The sequence below is a fragment of the Hymenobacter segetis genome (assembly GCF_054776495.1).
The window spans coordinates 1,610,980-1,632,577 of record NZ_BAAHBV010000001.1 but is presented as its reverse complement, the minus strand read 5'-3'; the positions used below and the strand labels follow the sequence as shown (position 1 = coordinate 1,632,577).

Annotated in this window: 16 protein-coding genes; 7 read left to right on the top strand and 9 right to left on the bottom strand. The window is 64.0% G+C overall.

The window, feature by feature from the left end; genetic code table 11:
• Window positions 1–15: 15 nt before the first annotated feature.
• From ACYU70_RS06820 to ACYU70_RS06800, 5 genes are all read left to right on the top strand, one after another.
• On the top strand, window positions 16–558 hold the full coding sequence (locus tag ACYU70_RS06820) for a phage tail protein (protein WP_342296622.1): 543 nt from the start codon (window positions 16–18) through the stop codon (window positions 556–558).
• Between the two features lie 106 nt (window positions 559–664).
• A complete protein-coding gene (locus ACYU70_RS06815) occupies window positions 665–1,594 on the top strand; it encodes a methionyl-tRNA formyltransferase (RefSeq protein ID WP_342296620.1) in 930 nt (309 codons plus the stop codon).
• Between the two features lie 82 nt (window positions 1,595–1,676).
• On the top strand, window positions 1,677–9,908 hold the full coding sequence (locus ACYU70_RS06810) for a putative Ig domain-containing protein (protein WP_342300571.1): 8,232 nt from the start codon (window positions 1,677–1,679) through the stop codon (window positions 9,906–9,908).
• A gap of 173 nt (window positions 9,909–10,081) precedes the next feature.
• Window positions 10,082–11,107 carry a glycosyltransferase family 2 protein gene (locus ACYU70_RS06805; RefSeq protein WP_342300570.1) on the top strand — a complete coding sequence of 342 codons (1,026 nt, stop codon included), beginning with the start codon at window positions 10,082–10,084 and terminating at the stop codon, window positions 11,105–11,107.
• 3 nt (window positions 11,108–11,110) lie between these two features.
• Window positions 11,111–11,914, top strand: coding sequence for a carbohydrate deacetylase (locus tag ACYU70_RS06800; RefSeq protein WP_342300568.1), 804 nt, complete (start codon window positions 11,111–11,113; stop codon window positions 11,912–11,914).
• A 26-nt stretch (window positions 11,915–11,940) separates the two neighbouring features.
• On the opposite strand, the gene ACYU70_RS06795 is transcribed toward ACYU70_RS06800, so the two are convergent.
• Window positions 11,941–12,828 carry a lysylphosphatidylglycerol synthase transmembrane domain-containing protein gene (locus tag ACYU70_RS06795; protein ID WP_342300567.1) on the bottom strand — a complete coding sequence of 296 codons (888 nt, stop codon included), beginning with the start codon at window positions 12,826–12,828 and terminating at the stop codon, window positions 11,941–11,943.
• The gene (locus tag ACYU70_RS06790) at window positions 12,825–14,486 is read right to left on the bottom strand and encodes an ArnT family glycosyltransferase (RefSeq protein ID WP_342300565.1); all 1,662 of its coding nucleotides are present in this window, start codon (window positions 14,484–14,486) and stop codon (window positions 12,825–12,827) included. The genes ACYU70_RS06795 and ACYU70_RS06790 overlap by 4 nt, the downstream gene beginning before the upstream one ends.
• Before the next feature lie 86 nt (window positions 14,487–14,572).
• Between ACYU70_RS06790 and ACYU70_RS06785 the strand changes: the two genes are divergently transcribed.
• Together ACYU70_RS06785 and ACYU70_RS06780 are read left to right on the top strand one after the other, a co-directional pair.
• Window positions 14,573–15,652, top strand: coding sequence for an LptF/LptG family permease (locus ACYU70_RS06785; RefSeq protein ID WP_342300564.1), 1,080 nt, complete (start codon window positions 14,573–14,575; stop codon window positions 15,650–15,652).
• Between the two features lie 92 nt (window positions 15,653–15,744).
• Window positions 15,745–16,173, top strand: coding sequence for a hypothetical protein (locus ACYU70_RS06780; RefSeq protein WP_342300562.1), 429 nt, complete (start codon window positions 15,745–15,747; stop codon window positions 16,171–16,173).
• Between the two features lie 17 nt (window positions 16,174–16,190).
• Here ACYU70_RS06780 and ACYU70_RS06775 read toward each other — a convergent pair whose 3' ends face one another.
• The 7 genes from ACYU70_RS06775 to ACYU70_RS06745 form a co-directional block, all read right to left on the bottom strand.
• On the bottom strand, window positions 16,191–16,541 hold the full coding sequence (locus ACYU70_RS06775; protein WP_342300560.1) for a hypothetical protein: 351 nt from the start codon (window positions 16,539–16,541) through the stop codon (window positions 16,191–16,193).
• 68 nt (window positions 16,542–16,609) lie between these two features.
• Entirely contained in the window at window positions 16,610–17,617 is a 1,008-nt protein-coding gene (locus tag ACYU70_RS06770) for a hypothetical protein (RefSeq protein ID WP_342300558.1), read from the bottom strand.
• 18 nt (window positions 17,618–17,635) lie between these two features.
• Window positions 17,636–18,691: a cytochrome-c peroxidase gene (locus ACYU70_RS06765; protein ID WP_342300556.1), complete on the bottom strand. Its 1,056-nt coding sequence runs from the start codon at window positions 18,689–18,691 to the stop codon at window positions 17,636–17,638.
• 6 nt (window positions 18,692–18,697) lie between these two features.
• Window positions 18,698–19,489, bottom strand: coding sequence for an MbnP family protein (locus tag ACYU70_RS06760; protein WP_342300553.1), 792 nt, complete (start codon window positions 19,487–19,489; stop codon window positions 18,698–18,700).
• A 134-nt stretch (window positions 19,490–19,623) separates the two neighbouring features.
• Window positions 19,624–20,001 (bottom strand): hypothetical protein, encoded by a 378-nt coding sequence (locus ACYU70_RS06755; protein ID WP_342300551.1) that lies wholly within the window; start codon window positions 19,999–20,001, stop codon window positions 19,624–19,626.
• 189 nt (window positions 20,002–20,190) lie between these two features.
• Window positions 20,191–20,919, bottom strand: coding sequence for a TIGR04283 family arsenosugar biosynthesis glycosyltransferase (locus ACYU70_RS06750; RefSeq protein WP_342300550.1), 729 nt, complete (start codon window positions 20,917–20,919; stop codon window positions 20,191–20,193).
• A gap of 30 nt (window positions 20,920–20,949) precedes the next feature.
• The gene (locus ACYU70_RS06745; RefSeq protein ID WP_342300548.1) at window positions 20,950–21,588 is read right to left on the bottom strand and encodes a hypothetical protein; all 639 of its coding nucleotides are present in this window, start codon (window positions 21,586–21,588) and stop codon (window positions 20,950–20,952) included.
• Window positions 21,589–21,598 lie beyond the last annotated feature (10 nt).

The window sequence follows — 21,598 nt, the reverse complement described above, 5'->3', positions numbered from 1 at the left end:
TCAGCTCCCCATCATATGGACGGTATATTCCTCGGCGAGATTCGCCTCATGAGCTTCGTTTTTCCTCCGAAAGGCTGGCTGCTCTGCCAGGGCCAGACATTGCCCGTTAGCCAGAACCAGGCCCTATTTTCGCTGCTCGGCACCACCTACGGCGGCGACGGCGTGACCACGTTCAAGCTGCCCGACCTGCGCGGCCGCGTGATTCTGGGCCAGGGCCAGTCGACGGCCAGCGGCACCAACTACGTGCCGGGCCAAGTGGCCGGCACCGAATCGGTAGCGCTGAACGCCAACCAGATTCCGGCGCACGTGCACCCCTTCTCGGGCACGGTGAAGACAGCGGACTCGGCCGACGGCACCTCCCCATCCAATTCGTATCCGGCTCCCCCTCTCAACCAAGGCAACCAGTACGCCAATGGCTCGGCCAACACGACCCTGGGCGGGCAGTTTACGGGCAACACGGACAACAGCGGGGGCAGCCAGCCCCACGAAAACCGCCAGCCGCTGATGGCAATGAACTACGCCATTGCCATAACAGGCATCTTCCCTTCGCGCGGCTAATCCTTTGGCTCCGCCGCCAATAAACCGCGCCGGCCTGGGTAGCAGCCCGTCTGCTGCCGGTGGCCGGCGCGGTTTATTGGCGGCGGGCTTTCCTGCTTCCTACCACATGCAAGTAGCCGTTATCATCAGCAACGAGCTGGGCTGGCCTGCTCTCCAGGCCCTGGCGGCCCAGGGCGCCGTGGCGGGCGTGGCCGTGCCCCGCTGCGCCCCGCTCGATGCCACCGAGCAGCTGGCGGGGCAGGCCGCCACGCTGGGCCTGCCCGTGGTGCGCCTGGCCCGGCCCCGGCTGGCGACGGAACTGGCGGCCTGGCTGCAGGAGCTGCAGCCGGCCGCCGTGCTGGTGTTTACGCTGCCCTGGCGCATTCCGGCGGCGCTGCTGGCGGTGCCGCCGCTGGGCTTCCTCAATTTTCACTTGGCCGCCCTGCCCGGCTACCGCGGTCCCGAGCCCCTGTTCTGGCAGCTGCGCAACGGCGAACCAGCCGGCGCTGTGACCGTGCACCGCATGGACGCCGACTTTGACACCGGCCCCGTGCTACTGGCCGAGCCCGTACCCATCGGGCCGGCCGATACGCACGGGCTGCACCGGGCCCGCCTGGCGCTGCAGGCCGCCCCCGTGGCCCTGCGCCTGCTGGCCAGCCTGCGCGGCGAGGGGCCGCCCCTGGCGCCCGTGCCCCAGGACGAGGCCCGGGCCCGCTACTGGCCGCGCCCGGCCCTGGCCGACGTATCGGTGCGCTGGACGGAGCCGGCTGCGGCCATTGAACGACTGGTGCGCGCTGCCAACCCCTGGAACCGGGGCGCGCTCACCACCCTGCGCGGCCAGCCGCTGCGCCTGCTGAGCGTGCTGCCCCACCCCAACGCCGCCACCGGCCCGGTGCCCCCCGGTACGGTGCTCCACGCAGATGCGGCGGCCGGCATCTGGGTAGCGTGCGGCAAAAATGAAGCCCTGCGCCTTGACATGGTAGCCCTGGAAGAAGGCTATTTCACCGGGGCGCAGCTCCTGCAGCTTGGGGTGGGCGTCGGCGAAGTACTGAATTGATTTCCCTAAAAAGGAAACGCTAAAATCGAGTAAATCACTGCATTACATAGTGCCTTTGTTTCATCCTTTCAAATATTTTTTTATGAAAAAACATATAATCCTCTGGGTACTGCTCCTGCTTTCCGGCAGCGCCTGGGCTCAGTTGAGCATCAGGGAAAGCTTCGAGGCAACTAATGGCGACTACGGGTACACCACTACCTTCGACAATAACGCGACCATTAATAACACTTCTGCTACCCAGGTCTACTTCACCCGGACTCAGAATCCAAAAGCAGGATTTGGTAACCCGGTTGTTTCGCCAACGCCCGATGGCTCCTGGTTCTGGGCGGCGGAAGCAGGAGTGGATTTTAACCGTACGATTCCCCCGGCGACGTTGACGCTCAACGCCATAGCCAACGCGCAGAACTACAACACCATCAAGGTCAATATTCTGGTCACGGACCCGCGCCGCACGACTAGTGGCACCAATACCAGCGTAGCCATCAACACCGACCATATGCGTATCCAGTATGCGTATACCTCTACGAACGTTGTTCCCGCTGCTTCCAGTTTTCTCACAGCCGGCGAATTCACTGGTGTCAATGCTTCCCCCGGCTTATGGTATCAGTATGTAAACGGTGTCAGTACCGGGCAGAACCTGACCGAAGTCTTCAAAAATTTTGAGTTTCCGATTAATTCGGGCTCCGGTTTCCTGTTTATCCGTGTGCAGGTTGACGTCGCCGCTTCGGGCAGGGAGCTGGGGTTTGACAACATTCGGGTAACGGGCACCCAGGCCACCAGCCTACCCCCGACCCTGGCTACCACTGACACCGGTGACCGGGCTTATGCCGAAGGGGGCGCGGCGCTGCCCATTTTCACCGATTTGACCGCCGACAATCCCAGCGGTGCCACGCTGGATGCCGCCAAGGTCGTCTTCACGAACGGCACCCGCGTGGCGGCGCAGGACGAGCTGACCTACACGATTCCTGCTGGCAGCGGCATCTCGTTCGATGCGGCCAACAGCACCAACGGCGCGCTGGCTTTCACCGGCTCTTCCTCGGAAACCAATTACCAGAACCTGCTGCTCTCGGTGAAATACCGCAACACCACCTCTACGGCGGCCCGCGGCGGCACGCGCACCTTCGCGTTTACGGTCAGCAACAGCGGTAGCACCAGCGGTCAGCTTATCCGCAACGTGGTGGTGACGGCCAAGCTCAATGACGCGGTGGGGCTGCCTTTCACCGAGGACTTTGAAGATGACGGCGAAGGCACGACCTACGGCTCCAACACGGCTACTTCCGGGACGCAGGGCTTTGTGCGGCTGACCGGCCCCCCCGGCGCTACGTATGGCTCCAGCACCGTCTTCAGTCAAATCCAGGGCAGCGGCTACTTTTACGGCCGGGGCACCAAGGAATTCCTGCCCGCGTCGAGCGACGGGCTGCCCACGGCGGGCAATAACATCGCGACGCCGCTTGGCGGGGTACTGCAATTGGCCCCGGTGAATACCACCGGCTTCACCAACCTGCACTTCAAGCTCAAGGCCGCCGCCACCTCCCCCAGTCCCTTTTCCACCGACGACTTTCTGCGCTTCTCCTACAACCTGAACAACGGCGCGGGCTGGCAGGCCTTCCCTTCGGGCAACTTCACGGGCTTGAATAACGGGGGGCTGCGCCAGGACGGTAGCGCCTCCGGCCTGTTGCTGACCACCACCATGCAGGATGTGGACATCGCGCTGCCCGCCGCGGTGGCCGGCACCAACGTGAGCTTCCGAGTGGAAGTGGGCGACAACGGGGGCGAAGAAATTGCCTTCGACAACATCCAGATAACGGGTACGCCGGTGCCGACGACGGTTTCGTCCATCGTGCGAACCAGCACCAACCCCACCAACGCCGCCACCGTGCAGTACACGGTGACCTTCGCGGCCAGCGTGACGGGCCTGACGACCAGCAACTTCACCCTGACGACCACCGGCACGCTGGGCGCCACGCCCAGCGTGAGCAGCGTATCGGGCTCGGGCACTACCTACACCGTGACGGTGAACACCGGCACCGGCAGCGGCACCCTCCGCCTGGACCTGAACAACAGCACCGGCCTCACGCCCAGCGTGAGCAACGTGCCCTACACCAGCGGCGAAGTATACACCATCGATAAGGATGGCCCGGCGGTGTCGAGCGTGGCGGTGCCGGCCAACGGCACCTACCGCGCCGGTCAGACGCTGAGCTTCACGGTAAACTTCTCGGAAGCCGTGACCGTGACGGGCACGCCGCAGCTGGCCCTGACCGTCGGCGCGACTGCCCGGCAGGCGGCCTACGCCTCGGGCACCGGCACCACGGCACTAGTCTTCAGCTACACCGTGCAGAGCGGCGACCAGGATGCGGACGGCATTGCGCTGGGCGCCCTGGGGCTGAACGGCGGCACCCTGCGCGACGCGCTGGGCAACAACGCGACCCTGACCCTCAACGGCGTGCCCTCGACGGCCGGCATCCTGGTCGACGGGGTGGCCCCAACGGTGAGCAGCAGCAACCGCCAGAACCCGACGGGCAGCAGCACCAGCGGCACTTCGGTCACCTTCCGCGTGACTTTCAGCGAAACGGTGACGGGCGTGACGACCAGCAGCTTTACCTTGGTTACGACCACCGGCTCGACCAGCGGCTCCATCAGCAGCGTGGCCTCGGTGAGCGGCAGCAACGGCACCCAGTACGACGTAACGGCCAGCAGCCTCAGCGGCAACGGCACGATTCGTCTCGACGTGAAGAGCAGCGGCTCGGGTATCACCGACGCCGCCGGCAACGCCCTGAGCGGCGGCTTCACGGGCGGCCAGACCTACGACATCAACCAGAGCGTAACCGTAGTCTCGGTCACGCGCCTGACGCCTTCGCCCACGGCCACGGCCCAGGTGAGCTACCGGGTGGTATTCTCGGGCACGGTGGCAAACTTGACGACCACCAACTTCACGCCCACCATCACGAGTGGCAGCATCAGCGGTGCTGCTATCAGCAGCGTGAGCGGCTCGGGCACGACCTACACGGTCGTGGTGAACACGGGCACTGGCGACGGCAGCCTGCGCCTAGACGTGCAAAACACCACGGGCACGACGCCCACGGTGACGAACGTGCCTTACACGGCGGGTGAGGTGTACACCATCACCAAGAGCTTCGCGGCCGCGCCCACGCTGCGCATTCAGGCGGCGGGCAGCGCCAGCGGCAACGGCGACGTGACGGCCTTCGTGGACGTGGTGCAGGTGTTGAGCGGCGGCACGGCCTTCGCCAACGGCTTGCAGAACGGTAGCTTCGAGAGCAACAACGTAGCTCCCAGTAGTTTCCTGTACCAAGCCCAAGGTGTGGTGGCTAGTCCCTGGAGCTTCGGCACGCAGGCCGGTGTGTCGCGCAACGGCAGCGGCTTTGCGTCGACGGCTTACTCGGGCGACGCAGTGGCTTTGCTGCAAAGCGCTACTGGCAACAACGGTAGCGTATCGCAAAACCTGGCCGTGCCCACGGGCAGCTACCAGATTAACTTCCAGACCATGCAGCGCAACTACACCGCGCTCGACCAGCGGCTGAACGTGTTCGTGAACGACGTGTTCGTAGGCAACATTCAGCCGAACAACATCCCGACGTACGACGCCTTCACCTCGGCCACGTTCAACGTAGTGGCTCCGGCCCTGACGGCCACCGTGAGCACGACTTCGGGCAGCCCCACCAGCACCTCGCCCATTCCCTTCTCGGTAAGCTTCTCGCAGAGCGCGGGTACCACCTTCACGGCTTCGGACGTGACGGTATCGGGCGGCACGCTGACCAGCGGCAGTTTCGCGGGCAGCGGCGCGGGCCCCTACACCTTCACCGTGACGCCCAGCGGCGCGGGTACGGTAACGGTGAGCTTGGCCACCGGCGTGGCCAACGATGCCAACAACACCGGCAACTCGGCCAGCAATTCGGTGAGCGTGCAGTACCAGCTGCCGGCAACGGCGGCGCCGGTCGTAACGGCCCCGGCCAACGGCAGCTCGTTGAATACCACCACGCCGACTTATACGGGCACGGCTGCGGCTAACTCGACGGTAACGGTTTACGTGGACGGCAGCAGCATTGGCACGACGACGGCCACGGCCGGCGGCAGCTTCAGCTTGGTGAAGCCCACGGCCCTGAGCCAGGGCTCGCACACGGTGTACGCCACGGCCCAGACCAGCGGCTCGGCCGTGAGCGCCAACTCGAGTACGAATAACTTCACAGTGGATACCGTGCGGCCATCGGTGGTCATCAGCTCGTCGGCGGGCACTTCGGGCAGCACGACGGCCACCACGCCGGTGCCCTTCACGGTGACTTTCTCGGAAACCGTGAACGGCAGCTTCGTGCAGGGCGACCTGACGGTGACGGGCGGTACGATTTCGGGCTTCACCGCCGTTTCGGGCACGACCTTTACCTTCAACGTGACACCCACCAGCAGCGGCACCACCGTGACGGTGAACGTGCCGGCCAACGTGGCCCAGGATGCAGCCGGCAACTTCAACACCGCCGCTGCGCAGTTCAACATCACCTACGCGCAGCCAGTGGTGGCGACGGCGCAGAACGTAACGGTGAACCTGGCTGCCAACGGCACGGCGACCCTGAGCGCCAGCAGCGTGAACAACGGCAGCACCGGCCCGGGCACGCTTACTTACACTATCCAGAAAATCGCCCGCGGCCGGGTAGCCGAAGGCAGCACCCTGACGCTGACCACGCCCAACGGGGCCAACTTCACGGCCATCCGTTTCGCCAGCTACGGCACGCCCACCGACGATACCAACGGCAACTACCGCTTGGGCAGCTGCAACGCCGCCAACAGCGTGACCACGGCCCAGAACTCGTTCATCGGCCGCAGCACCGGCAGCATGGACGCTGTCAACGGCTCAAGCGCCAACAACAACCCCACGCTCGGTGACCCCTGCGGCGGCACGCCCAAGGCGCTGGCCGTGCAGGCCGCCTACTCGGCCGACGCCGGCAGCCTGAGCTACGACTGCTCGGAGGCCAGCAAAACGCAGTATGTGCTGCTGACTGTGACCGACGGCAGCGGCAACACCAGCACGTCGGTGGCCCAGGTGACGGTGAACCCGGCTCCCACGGCTACCATCACCAGCGCCACCCCCAACCCGGCCACGCCGGGCACCCTCGTAACGGTGAGCGGTACCAACCTGAGCGGCCTGACCAGCGCGACGCTGAATGGTGCGCCTGTAACGGCTACCGGCATCAGCGCGACCGGCTTCCAGTTTACGGTGCCGGCCAGCGCGACCTCGGGCAACCTGGTGGTGAACCTGCCCTGCAGCCAGACGCTGAGCCAAGCCTTCACGGTGGTTACCCCGGCTCCGGTGGTAACGGCCCCGGCCAACGGCAGCCTGCTGAATACCCGCACGCCAGTTTACTCGGGCACGGCTCCAGCCAACTCGACGGTGACGGTGTATGTAGACGGCGCGAGCATTGGCACGACCACGGCCACGGCCAGCGGCAGCTTCAGCCTGACGCAACCCACTAACCTGGCCGACGGCAGCCACACGGTGTACGCCACGGCCCAGGCCAGCGGCACGTCGGTGAGCGCGAATTCGAACACGAACACGTTCACCATCGATGCGACGCGTCCTGCGGTGACCATCACGAGCTCCGCTGGGGCCAGCGGCGGTACGACCACGACCTCGCCCATTCCCTTCACGGTAACCTTTTCGGAGAACGTGAACGCCAGCTTCGTGCAGGGCGACGTGACGGTGACTAATGGGGCCATCTCGGGCTTCACCACCGTTGTTGCGGGCACCACCTTCACGTTTAACGTGACGCCGACCACGGCGGGCACGGCCACGACGGTGACCGTACCGGCCAACGTAGCCCAGGACGCGGCCGGCAACTTCAACACGGCCGGCACGCCTTCGCCTTATGCCATCACCTTCCTGGCTCCCACCATCACCCTGGCTCCGGCTTCGGTGCCAGGTGGCACGGTGGGCGTGGCCTACAGCCAGGCCCTGTCGGCCTCGGGGGGCACGGCTCCCTACACCTACGTCATCACGGCTGGCGCATTGCCTTCGGGCCTGAGCCTGACGAACGGCACGATTGCGGGCACGCCCACGGTAGTTGGCACGTTTACCTTCACGGTGACGGCCACCGACAACTCGGCGGCTCCCGGCCCTTACAGCGGCTCGCGCAGCTACACGCTGACGGTTGCAGCCCCGACCATCACGATTGCTCCGACCACGCTGCCCAACGGCACGCAGGGCACGGCTTACAGCCAGGCCCTGTCGGCCTCGGGCGGTACGGCTCCTTACACCTACGCCATTACGGCCGGTGCCCTGCCGGCTGGCCTGAGCCTGACGAATGGCACGATTTCGGGCACGCCCGCAGTGAACGGCTCGTTTACCTTCACGGCGACGGCCACCGATGCCTTTGGCTTCACTGGTTCGCAGGCATACACGCTCACCATCGCGGCCCCGGTCGTGACGGCCGTGACTTGGACCGGCACCGTGAGCACCGACTGGTTCACGGCCGGCAACTGGTCGCCCAACGCGGTGCCCACCGCAACGATTGACGCCACCATCCCGACCGCGCCCAGCGGCGGACGCTTCCCGGCCCTCACGGGTGGCACGGCCAACGTGCGCAACCTGACCCTCAACAGCGGCGCGAGCCTGACCCAGAACGGCGGCACGGTGGTGGTCGCGGCCAACCTGACCAACAACGGCACCTACCAGCCCACGGGCGGTACGATGGTGTTGGGCAATACCGCCGCGAGCAGCATCCTGGGCAGCAGCAACACCCGCTTCTGGAACCTGACGGTGCAAGCCAACGGCGCGCAGTCGAGCACTTCGGCCAGCACCTCGGTGCAGCGCCTGTTCACGCTCAACGGTAACTTCACCACCAACGGCAACCCGCTCACGCTGGAGTCGAACGATACGAACACGGCGCTGGTGGTGAACAACGGCAGTGCCATCGTTAGCGGCACCGTGACGGTGCAGCGCTACATCGACCCGACCCTGAACCCCGGCCTGGGTTATCGCCACTATAGCGCGCCCGTGAGCACGGCCACCGTAGGCAGCTTGGCCACGGCCAGCTTCACGCCCGTGGTGAACCCGACCTACAACACGTCGGCGACGCCCAATAGCGTGCGGCCGTTCCCCACGGTTTATTTCTACGACGAAGCCCGCGTGGCCACGGCCACCAACAACAACCTGGCTCCCTTCGACCGTGGCTGGACGTCGCCCAGCGCGCTGACCGACCCGCTGGCTGTGGGCAAAGGCTACACCGTGAACCTGGCCCCGCAGACACTGGCCGTAACCGGCACGTTGAACAACGGCGACCTGTCGCAGACCCTGACCAGCACCCGGAACACCATCCCCGACGGCGGCTGGCAGCTGGTGGGCAACCCTTATCCCGCTCCCCTGGACTACAGCCGCGTAGCTAATGCCGACCGCGTGGGCCTGGATGCCGCCATCTACGTCTACAGCAGCACCGGGCAGTATGCCGGCCAGTATCGGACCTACGTTGGCGGTATCGGCAATCCCGTCGTTCCCTCGGGGCAGGGCTTCTTTACTCGCGTAGCTGCTGGCCAGACCAGTGGCAACCTGACCCTGCGCAACGCCCAACGCCTGACCGCGCCCAACGGCACCACCTTCCAGCGCACTGCCGAAACGCGGCCGCTGGTGCAGCTGACGCTGCAAGGTGCCGCCGCGGGCGCTGCTTCGGACGAGGCCTACGTGTACTTCGATAACGGCGCCACGGCCGGGTTCGACCGCGAGATGGACGCCATGAAGCTGGCCAACCCCACCGGCCTGAACCTGGCCGCCTGGGCTGGCAACAACAAGCTGGCCATCAACGGCCTGCCGCTGACCTCGACGGCTTCGGTCACGGTGCCGCTGTTCATTGGCCTGCCCGTGACGGGCACTTACACGCTGCACGCGGCGCAGGTGCTCAACTTCGGTGCCGGCGAGCAGCCCTTCCTGCGCGACTTGCAGCTGGGCACGCTCACCGACCTAAGTGTGAACCCCGACTACACCTTCACCATGAACGCGGCCAATACCACCCCGCGCTTCGAGTTGGTGTTTGGGGCCCGGGTGCTGGGCGTGGCTTCGGCCAAGCTGGCGGCCCAGGTAACCGTGTACCCGAACCCCGCCAGCAAGGCGGTATTCGTCGAACTGCCCTACGTCCTCAACCGCAAAGCCGTGACGGCCGCGCTGGTTGATGCCCTGGGCCGGGTGGTGCTCACGCAGGCCCTGCCAGCCGGCCAGCCCACCTACACCCTGCCGCTCACCAACCTGGCCACCGGCGTGTACTCGCTGCGCCTCCAGACGGAAGCCGGCGTGGTGGTGAAAAAGCTGGTGGTGGAATAAAAAACCCGCCTCACCAGGCATTGAAAAGCCCCGGCTGCATTGGCAGTCGGGGCTTTTTTGTGGGGTTAAGCACCTGCATAGATGGCGGATTAGTGGAAGGGTATGGTTGTGTTTTTATAATAATAAATTTAAATATATATTTACTAATTGAATTTACTGAACAGCTCCAAGCCATGTTCACCGATTTTCTTGCTCCCGCCCCGGCCCGTCGAGTTGTGACCCCAGCCGTGGAAATCAAAGACCTGGTGTCCATCGTGGTACCGGTTCACAACGAGCAGGACAGCATGCGCCCCCTGGCCGAGCAGATTGACGACGTGATGACCGCCCACGGGCTGCCCTACGAGCTACTGCTAGTAAACGACGGCAGCGACGACCAGACCTGGGCGCGCATTAGCGCCCTAGCCGCCGAAAACCCGGCCGTAATAGGAATCGACCTGGCCGGTAACTACGGCCAGACACTCAGCCTGCGCGCCGGCTTCGAGCGGGCCCGGGGCGATATTGTGGTGGCCATGGATGGTGACCTGCAACACGACCCCGCTTACCTGCCGCAGTTTGTGGGCTACATCCGCGAGGGCTACGACATGGTGAGCGGGGCCAAAGCCAAGCGCCCCGACGGCCGCGCCCATTCCCTGCTCGCCAACACGGCCCACAAGGTCATTTCCCTGTTGTCAGGGGTGCAGCTCGAATACTTTGGGGCCACTTACAAAGCCTACCGCCGCTACCTGCTGCGCAACGTGGAGCTGCTCGGCGACTCGCACCGATTCCTGGGGGCCCTGGTGGCGCAGCGCGGCATCCGCTACCGCGAATTCCCGATTGAGGTGCATCAGCGGCAGTTTGGGACCAGCCACTACGGCCTGGGCAAAGCCCTGGTGGTGGTAGTCGATTTGGTGATGCTGCGCTTTTTTCTGCGCTACTCGCGCAAGCCGTTCCGGCTGTTCGGGGTGCTGGGGATATTGACATTGGCAGTGGGCCTGCTGGCTACCGCCGGCCTGCTGGTCAGCTCCATTTTCTTCGGAGTTAATATATCCCATCGATTCCCCATGGAGTTCATTTTTAGTTTATTCCTGATAATGAGCGGCATCTTTTTGATTTGTTTCGGCCTGCTGGCCGAAATCGGCACGCACGCCTACTACGCCCGCCGAAACCGGGCGCCCTACGTGGTGCGGCACGAGCTACGCACGCCGGCCCTAACGCTCTGACGAATGGCGCTGCGTCTCATCATCAACGCCGACGATTTTGGCTGGGATGCACCTGCCACGGCCGCCATTCTTGACCTGGCCGCCCAGGGTTGCCTCAGTAGCACCACCGTCATGGCCAATATGGCCAGCGAAATGGACCTGGTCGCCCTGCGCCAGTTTTCTGACCGCGTTTCGGTAGGCTACCACCTAAACCTGATTTTAGGACCGCCCGTGGCTCCCGCCGCCGCCGTGCCCAGCCTTCTGGGGCCGAATGGACATTTCTGGCCCGCCCAGCAGCTGTGGCTGCGCTACCTGGCCGGCCGGGTGCGCCCCACCGAGCTAACCACGGAGCTAACCGCCCAGCTTGACCGACTGCGCGCCCACGGCCTCCCCCCGAGCCATGCTGATTCGCACCGGCACCTGCACCTCTATCCCGGACTGGGGCCCGCCCTCACGCGCATCCTGGGCCAGCTGGGCGTGCGGCGGCTGCGGCGCTGGACGCCCCAGCCCAGCTACGGACAGCGCGGCCGCATTCTGAACGTGTTTGGGCGAATTTCGACCGCCGGCCTACGGGGTTTTGCCACGCCCAATGCGCTGGTGGCCGATTTTTCGGCGGCGCAGGCGGCCACGCTGCCGCTGTTTGTGCAGGGCCTGGCCCGCGCCCGGCGGCACGGCCCCACCGTGGAATTTATGACCCACCCCGGCCTGGCCGACCGGCCCGGCTCGTACCTAGCCCGCCGCACGGAATACGAATTCTGGCGCGGTGGTACCTGGCGCGAGCCTCTGGCGGAGCAGGGTGGGAGCTTGATTCGGTACGATGAAATCTGAAAAGCCGGATTGTGGAAACTGGTTTTTCAACTACGCTCCACTGCCCCCTGCAATCCATTCTCGCCCACCAGAGCCCCCGGCAAAGCCACCGCCGCCGATAGCAGGTAAAAGAGCAAACTGAGGCTGACCGATACCGCCGCATTAAGCCCCAGCCACTGTGCCCCGAGCAAAAACACCACCTCGCGCGCCCCGGCTCCGCCTACCGTAAAGGGCAAAGCCGCCGCCACCGACGAAGCCAGAAAAACCAGCAGGTACGCCGGCTGCTGCGAGACGGTGTGCGTAGCGGCAAGCAAAGCCAGCGTGCACAGCAGCTGGGCCGCCTGCACCCCCAGTGCCATCCCCTGCGTGCGCCAGTACGTGGGCCCAAACGGCGCAAACCACCGCCCCATAGCCACCGCTCCACCCCAGAGTATGCCAATTGCCCCCAGGCCCGCCACCCCGCGCCATATCCAAAGCCCGGGCAGCGGCAGGGGCACCACCCAGGCCAGTGCTACCAGCAGCACCCCCAGCGCCAGCAAGCCGCTCACGCGGTCTAGCACCAGGGCGCGGACCAGTGCGGCAGTTTTGGAAGGGTAGGCCCGCCGCAGCACCAACACCTTGTAGCCATCGCCGCCGATGCCGCCGGGTAAAAAAAGATTGTAGAACATGCCCAGCCAATAAAGGCGCAGGTTGACCGCCTCGGTCAAATCAACCCCAATGGCCCGCTGAAAGTAGTTGAGGCGGCGGGCCGCCAGCCACTTCGAAACCGCGAATAGCCCCACGGCCACCCCCAGCCAGCCCGGCTGCACGCTGGCCAGCACCTGCCCAATCTGGCGCGGGCTGATGCGGCGAAATACGAACCACAGCGCGGCCGCAAGCAGCCCCAGCTTCAGCAGCAGCAGCAGAGTAGCACGCAGGCGAGGCGGGAAGGTCAATGCGCGGGGAGGCGGTTTAAACAGCGGTTTGACGATGAAAATAAGCCCGGCTGGTCGAATTTTACTAAGTGCAGCCGAATGCCCCGGTCGATGACGAACTCATAGTACTGGTGGTAGCGCCGGCCGATGAGGTACCGGTCTTCGGCTAGATAGAAGGCATTTTTGGCGGGAGCGGCGGGCAACTGCGCCGACGTGGACGAATACACGATGTGGCCCGTGCCCCGCGTGATGTAAAACGCCTCGTCGTTGTCGACGTGGGTATCGGCCAGCTTGTACACCGGGGCGTGGCCGGCTATTTCCGCCACCCGGATGGCCGCCGTGCGATAGGGCGTCTCATCGCGGGTGAGCAGGCGGGCCGGCAGCACAAACCAGTTGAAGACGACGCGCATGCATAGCAAAAACAGCCCCAGCCACGCCAGCCGCTGGGCCGGCAGGTGCCAGTAGGCCAGCGTGCAGCCGGCCAGCGCCAGCGCCCCCAGCGCCGATTTCCAGACCACGCCGGGCTGCACGGCGGCCGCGGGTATCCAGGGCACGGCCACCAGGCTCAGGCTGACCAGCGCCATGGCCGTTAGCAGCACGGCATCGAGGAGGCGGTGGGACCAGCGACGCTCGGCCCAAAACTGCTGGTAGAAATAGACCGCCACCGTGAAGCACAGCGGCGTGAGCACGAACAAGTAGCGCGGAATAGTGCCCGGCGACAGCCAGAACACCGGCGTGAGCGCCGCAAACAGCAGCGCATTGAAGCGCAGGAAGGGCTGCTCGCGTAGCACCTGCCGCCAGCCGGGCCGGGCCAGGCACAGCAGCAGCAGGGTCCAGGGCAGGAAATCAGAGATAAAATCGAACGGAAACTTCACCAGATGGGCCAGCGACTCCCGCCAGGCGTGGGCGGCCACGGTGCGCTGCGTTGACTGGTCGAGGAGCGTGGCCAGGTAGTCGTGCAGCGGGTGAAAATGGCGGTACACGGCAAAGTAGCCACCTATCAGCCCCAGCAATACGGCCAGCCCCATGGCGTGCGCTCCCGATAACAGCCGCCGCCAGTGGCCGTCAACAAACACGAAATACACCCCCAGCGCCACCCCCTGAAATACCAGCGACGGCAGCCCCTTCAGCAGAAAGCCCACCGCCGTGAGGGCGTAGCTCACCACAAACAGGGCCGCCCAGCGCCGCCGCGCGCCCAGTTCAAACACCGCCATAAACCCGAGGTAAGTGACCAGGGCGTGCAGGGTATCAATGAGCCCGAGGAAGGAATCATAGAACAGCATGCGCCCGCTGGTGATGAAGGCCAGCGCGGCCACCACACCCAGCACCCAGCCCAGGCGGCGGCTCACGAAGTAGTACAGGCTGGCCCCCATGCCCAGCAGCGCCAGCACCGTGGGCAGGCGAATTACCCATTCCTCAACGGAGCCGAATAGCTGGAAAAACCCCACCAGCAGCCAGTTGAATAGCGGCGGCTTGTTGAAATAATACTCGCCCTGGAGCGTCGAAACGAAGTAATTGCCGTGCAGCTTCAGCTCCAGGGCCACCAGCGCCCGGATGGGCTCATCGGCGATGAGCGGGAGCAGGCCCAGGTTGAGCAGCAGGGCCGGCAGCAGCACCAGCAGGGCAAGCACGGCGGGCACCCAGGGGCGCGCCCGCAACCAGGGCAGGAAGGGAAGCATGGCGAAAAGCAGGGTGAATCAGCCCGCTAAAGGTAGGATTCAAATTAGTCTTTGTATTTTATATATTGAATATTTATTTAAAGCTCGTGCGTATCCTCGACCGCTATATCATCCGCAAGTTTCTCACGGCGTTTTTTTTCACCGTGGTGCTGCTCGTATCGGTGATTTGCGTGATTGACTACACCGAGAAAAACGACGATTTCCTGCGCCACGGGCTCTCCGGCCACAAAATCATCTTCGGCTACTACGTGTACGTGTTCCCGTATTTCGCCAATATGCTCTCGCCCATCACGGTGTTCATCGCCGTGGTATTTGTGACGGCGCAGCTGGCGGCGCGCACCGAAATTGTGGCCATCATGGCATCGGGCGTCAGCTTCCGGCGGCTGTTGGTGCCGTATGCCGCGGGGGCCGGGTTGCTGGGTCTGCTCACGTTTGCGGTGGTGGGCTGGGTGCTGCCGCTGGGCAACAAGCGCCGCGTACAGTTCGAGCGCGCCTACGTGAAAAGCCCCTGGCGCTACGAGGGACGCAACGTGCACATCAAAATCGGGCCGCGCCACTACGTGTACATGGAGAGCTACGATAACATCAGCAACATCGGCTTCCATTTTGCCCTCGAAACCGTGGACGGCACCGTGCTGCGCCGCCGCCTCACCGCCGATGCCATCAACTGGGATTCGGCCCGGCACGCGTGGCATTTATCGCCGCAGGTGGTGCGCACCTTTCGCGGTTTGCAGGACGAAACCCTGCAAACCCTGCCCGCCCGCGACACCACCCTGAACCTCTTTCCCAAGGATTTCGGCAGCGACTACCATCTGGCCGAAACCCTCACCCTGCCCGAGCTCGACGGTCTGATTCGCACCAAAATCGAACGCGGGGCCAACGACACCCAAACCTACCAAAGCGACAAATACGAGCGCTACGCCTATCCCTTCGCCATCGTCATCCTGGCCCTGATTGGCGTCACGCTCAGCGCCCGCAAGGCGCGGGCCGGCGTGGGCGGGCAGATTGCGCTGGGGTTTGTGCTGGCCTTCATTTTCATCTTTTTCGTGATGTTCAGCCGCAATCTGGCGCAGGTGGGGCAGCTTTCGCCCATGCTGGCGGCCTGGGTGCCCAGCCTGATTTTCTCCGGCATCGGGCTGGTGCTCTACCGCTTCGTGCCGAAGTAGCCCAAAAAAAAGCCCCATATGCACAGGCAGTCGGGGCTTTTTTGTTTTAATGATAAAACTGCCCGGCGGGCTGGGCGGCGTACTTTTGGCCCATGGCCCAACCCATCGAGCTTCCTTCCCGCAGCATTTCCTTCCGCCCCGATTTGCGGGTGATGGTGGTGCGCTGGCACAGTCACGCAGCCTTTGAAGTGGTGCAGGCCGACTACGCCCAAATGCTGGCCGCCGCCGAAGAGCACGGCATCAGCGACTGGCTGTTGGATGTGCGCCGCCGCGACAAAATTCCTGCCGACCTCAGCGATTGGGTTACGCATGTGTTTTATCCACAAGCCACTGCGCGCATGGCACCTCGCCGCCTGCGCATGGCCGTGCTCAACTCGCCGGCCCTCACCGAAGCCTACACCTCGGACCCCGACCAGAGAAAATACGTGGCCTTTGTGATGGACCCCGCCCGGCCCTTCGACATGAATTTGTTTGAAGACGAAGGAGCTGCCATGCGCTGGCTCAACCCCCTTGAGTTGTAAAAAAAACGCCTTGGCTACTACTTAGCAGCCTTCTCCAGCAACCCCAACAGCTCATCGGCGGCTTTTTCGATGTCGGCGTAGCCTTGCTGGGCGGCGCGCTCCTTGGCGGCAATGAGGCCGTCGCGGTGCACGGTTTTGAAGTCGCCGAAGGGAAATTTGTAGCGGCCCTTGGTGTCTTCGCCCTTGCTCTTATCGAGGCCGAGGTGCCAGCCGGCGTACTCGTCCATCTCGTGCTTTTTGAGGTAAGCATTTTCGTCCGACGCATCGGGATTGTGCTGGCCCCAGTGACCGGAATCGTTTTTAATTTTGCCGTCCTTAATCAGCTTTTTGGCGAAGGTGACGGCGGCGGAATTCAGGGAAACGCTCATGGCTCAGAAGGAAAAAAGGTGGCTGTATCTGCTTTCCTACGTGGTAGTTGCGCCGGGGTTCCCAGTGTTCAGCTTTTGCCGTGGAGCAAATATTTGGTCTGCTTGAAGCTGTAGCCGACGGATACTACCATCCGGCCGGCGCTGGCCGGGTGGTCCGTAGCAGCGGTGTAGATGGGCAGCTGAAAGCTGGTGTTCAAGGACACGTTTTTGTAATACAAATCCAGCCCCGGCCCGAGCAGGGCGTTGTTCATGGCGTGTTCACCGGTGAGGTGGCCGTCCAGCATTTCGCCCTTGGTTTTCTCGTAGAAAAACTGCGACGAGGGGTAAATCTGCCAGTTTTCGCCCAGCGGCACGCGGTAAAACAGGCTGGCGTAGATGGCCGTGCTGGGCGCCAGGCTGTTGCTGAATGTGTTTTCCGTCGAGCGCCGGTAGCTGCTGTTCACGCTCAGCCCGAAGCTGTGGAAGCCACCGATGTAGTTGGCATAGATAAAGCCGTCGGTGGTGCCGGTGCCCACCTGGTTCAGCAGCGGGTAGCGCTGGCCCTGCGCATTCTGGCGGGTGTACTCGCCGGTGGGCAATTTCACGCCGCCACCCACGATGAGCCGGCTTTGCACGCCCGCCGTTTCGATGGCCCTAATGAGGTGGTAGCCGGCAAAAACCGTTACGTCGCCCACGCCGGCCGAGTTCAGCTGCCGGCCGTTTATCTGCGAGGTATTCATCACGTAGGGCACGAAGGCGTTTAGCTCCACGCGCTGCGAGAGGAAGTATTTGCCCCGCAACTCAATCACGCGGAAAGCCTCAAAATCCGTCGGGTCGCCGTGGTGGGAGTGCGCGTAGCCGTTGTCGCCGTTGAGTGGCGAGGGGAAAAACGGCCGTGCCCCGGTCGGGAAAAACTGCGCCGACTGCCCCAGCGCCTGGTAGCCGTTGAAGATGCGGTAGCGGTGCATCAGGCTGAAACTGCTCTGGTTGTCGTAGGGCGTGATGCCCATGAAGCAGCCGCAGATGTCGCAGGCTCGGCCAGGCAGCGCCAGCCCGCTCATCATCAGTGCTATGAGAATAAATTTCTGAATGTTCATCAAAGTAAATGCTGATGCCTAAGGCTGCATAGCCAGCCGCGAATCGTGGATAAACGAGTCGTCGGTGAGCGTTTGCAGGAAGGCGATGATGTCGGCTTGTTCGGTGGATGTGAGGGGAATGCCCAGCGGCCCGCCCGCCGGGCGCAGCGCCGCATCGAGGGTAGGCGAAGCCAATACGCCGTGGTCGTAGTGCGCCAGCACCTGCGCCAGCGTGCCAAAGCGGCCGTCGTGCATGTAAGGAGCCGTGAGGGCCACATTGCGCAGGCTCGGTACTTTGAAGCGGCCCACGTCGGTGGCCCGGCCGGTGATGTGGGCCCGCCCCGAATCGGCCCCGAAGGACTGGCTCAGCCCGTTGTTGCGGAACGACTCGTCGGTGAATAAATCGGTGGCGTGGCAGCTGGCGCATTTCTGTGCCACCAGCGTCCGGCCGCGCATTTCGTCGGCCGCGAGCACGGCGTTGCCTTCGCCCCGCACCACCTTATCATAGCGCGAATTGGCCGAGGTGAGCGAGGCCGTGAACTGCGCCAGCGCCCGCAGAAACTGGTAGGAATCGATGGGGCCCGGCCCGTACACGGCCGCGAAACGGCGCGGATAGTCAGCGTCAGCGTTGAGCTTGGCCAGGACGTGGGGCAGCGTCTCGTCCATTTCCAGTGGATTGGTGAGCGGGGCCAGGGGCAGGGTTTCGAGGTTTTTAGGCCCGCCATCCCAGAAAAAATCCGGCTTCCAGCGCAGGTTTTGCAGGGCCGGGGCGTTGCGCGTGCCCAGGCGGTTGTCCACGCCGTGGCTCAAGCGGTGGTCGGCGTTGGCGAAGGCCACGAACTGCTGATGGCAGCTGCCGCACGACACCGAGCCGTCGCGCGAGAGCCGCGCATCGTAGAACAAGCTACGGCCCAGCGCAAACGCCGCCGGCGTGGGCGGGTTGGCATCGAGGGCATACACGGGGGCGGGGAAATTGGCCGGGAGGGTGGTGCCGGGCACCGAGGCATCTGGCACCACCACATCGCCGAGGCCGCAGCCCGCCAGGAGCAGCCCCGCCAGCCCGCAGGCCAGCGAGGCAGCAACAAGGGGTTTCATGGCCGTTTAGTTGGCGTGAATGTGCTCGATGGAGAACATGCCGGCCGCGTAGTTATTGGCCAATCGCACGGCGTTGGCGCCCGCCGATTGCACGTCAGGCATCGTGTTAAAACGAATATCGCCGGTTCCGGCGACACCGGGCTTTCCTACAAACATGGCCATCACGTCCATGTTGAGGTGGATTTCGGGGTTATGGTCGGCGCGTACCAATAGCGTCGTGCCGCTCGGGAAAGCCGGTGAAACCGTCCGAATGGTGTTGTTGGGCTTTTTAAAGCCGGCGATGTGGTAGGTGATGGCTGACGTGGTGGACTGCGGCGAGTAACCTTCGAGTTTCGTGAAGATGTAGCCCGAGTCCCAGGACCAGAACATGTTGTTGCTGGGGTCGAGCGCCCCTTTTTGCGCGCCCGAAACGTTGCGTGCGCTATCGACCCCAATGGTGAAGGTGAGGCCTTTGTAGTCGCCTACTGGCACGCCGCTGAGCGCGAGGTGCTGGTTGGCGGGCTTGGCCGCGTCGAGGAGGTAGTAGCTCTCGGGCACGGCATAAGTCGAGCCGTCGGTTTTGGTGAAGACGATGTTGGAGATGTACTGTCGGAAAATGCCGATTCTGAACTGGTCGCCGGCCGGAGTGGTGTAGGTTTTGGTGTCCAGTACCAGCCCGTCGGCCCCCACTGTCTGCTCAAATTCGAGGGCTACGGTGCCGGTTGGGCTGGTTGCCTCCACGTCCTTCTTGCAGCCCGTCAGGGCAAGCATTGCGAGGGCGAACGTATAGGAAAGGGCGGAAATAGAAAAGCGTTTCATCGGAAAAGCGGGGGGAGGGGGATATCAACAACTGATTGAAAAACAGCGCGTACACGCGCAGCTGGCTCGCCGAAAGTCCGGCAGAGCCCGCAAATTGGCCGGCCTCCTGCCATGCAGAAAGCCCTAAGCCACAATCAGGCAGATAAGAGGGGTGGGCGGAACACGCCCCGGCCGGGCACAGCCGCGTAGCGCGGCATTTGTGGGCGGGCGTAGGGCCGGGCGGCGGCTGGCCAGCGCCGGGGCTGGGGCAGCCGCAAGGTGGCCAGGGGCAGCACCTCGTACTTCACCTTGGCCAGCATTTCGGGGGCTTTTTTGTCGCCGCCCTCGGCTTTGCGCAGCTGCTTGGCCAGGTGGCATTTGCCGTTGCAATGCAGCATCGGCTTGGCCTTGTTCACGCAGTATAGCTCCGTGATGCGGGCCTTATTCAGCTGATAATCCACGACCAGCACCTCCTGCCCCAAAGTCTGGAGCAGCATGAGCGTGACGAGGAAAAAAGCCAGAATGCGGTGCATAAAGCGGGAAGCTATAAGGGCAAAGATAGGCCAACGGCTCACGATTCAGGCTATCGCCCGGCTGGATAAACGACGGGGTGGCAGCGCTGGATTGCGCCCGTCGCGTGCCGGTCCGCGCTGGCCGGTTTGTGAGGTACTCGGCTCCTCGCTGCCAACCGTTGCCTGTTGTGGCCGGTTCCCGCGTCGGCGCTACAGCTTGTCCTGCCGGATGATGGCCCGGTACACCCGCAGCAAAGTAGGCTGGCTCACGCCCAGATAGTACAGCCCCGTGAGCAGGTAAAAAGTGGCCTGAAGCCGGAAAACGCCATTCTCACGATACTTGCGGGCCGAGGTAATGATGATGCCGGGCAGCACCCGAAGCCGCGTAAGCCGCTTGAGCCGCCGCGCAATTTCCTGGTCTTCCAGCACGAGCAGGTCCTCGCGGTAGCCGCCGGCTTGCTCAAAAATGCTCCGCTGCACAAACAGGCTCTGGTCACCAAAGCGGGCCAACGCTACATCGAAGCGCGTGAACCAGGCGTGCGCCCGCAAAAACCAGTGCGGCATATCGAACGCCAGTCGGAAGCAGCCGCAGCCATACCCCGCCGCCACCGCCCGCCGGATATCATTCAGAAAGCCCACCGGCGGCAATGAATCGGCGTGCAGAAAATACAGGATGCTGCCCGTGGCGTGCCGCGCCCCGTGGTTGAGCTGGGCGGCGCGGCCCTTGCGCGGGCAGGCCACCACGCGGGCTCCGGCCTGGCGGGCCAGCGCGGCCGTGGCATCGGTGCCGGGGCTGTCGGCCACGATGATTTCCACACCCGCATCAGTAGCCGTGCCCGCCCGGCGCAAGTGGTGCAGCAGCGCCGCGATGCCTTCCGCCTCGTTATAAGTGGGGATGATGATGCTCACCAGCGCGGCAGCAGGGGCAGGGAGCGGCATGGCGAACGGAAAAAAGCGGCAGTCGGCCGGCTAGTTCAGGTAAGGCGATTCCAGCTCCTGGCCCATGCTACGGAGCGTAGCGGCCCCGCGCCGGCCGGTGAGGCGCGTGCTCAGGGCCTGGGCTTCGGGGGCGCTCAGGACTTCCAGCTCGTGCAGCCAGGCCACGCGGCGCAGCTGCGGCTCGATGAAGCCCAGCGGGTTCACCTGGCCGTACTCGTCGCGCAGGTAGGTTTTGGTGCGGCGCTCCAGCTCCGCCACCAGCGCCCGAAACTGCTTGCGCTGCCAAGGCCGGCCAGCCAGCGTGACGGCCAGATGCGCCGTGCGCAGCCGGAACGTGCACCACTGCTGCTCGAAGCGCAGCCAGCTGGCCAGCGCATTCAGCCCAAAAATCAGCCACCACGAGTACAGAGCAATATCGGTATGGCCGGTGGTCAGCCACTCGCGCCAGGGGCCGTAACCCAGAAACACGAGCAGCAGCCCGGTGAGCAGCAGCTGGTTGGTGGGAATGTGGCGGTGCTCGCCGGATTTGATGGGCAGGATTTCTTCGTAGGGCACCTCGGTTTCGAGCGTGGGCACGCCCTGGGGGTTGCGCTTGCACACGTAGAGGCTTTCGGCCCGCAATTCAATGTGCGTAGTGCCCAGAAAAAGCTGTTTTTGGCTAAAAATCATTCAGGGGAAA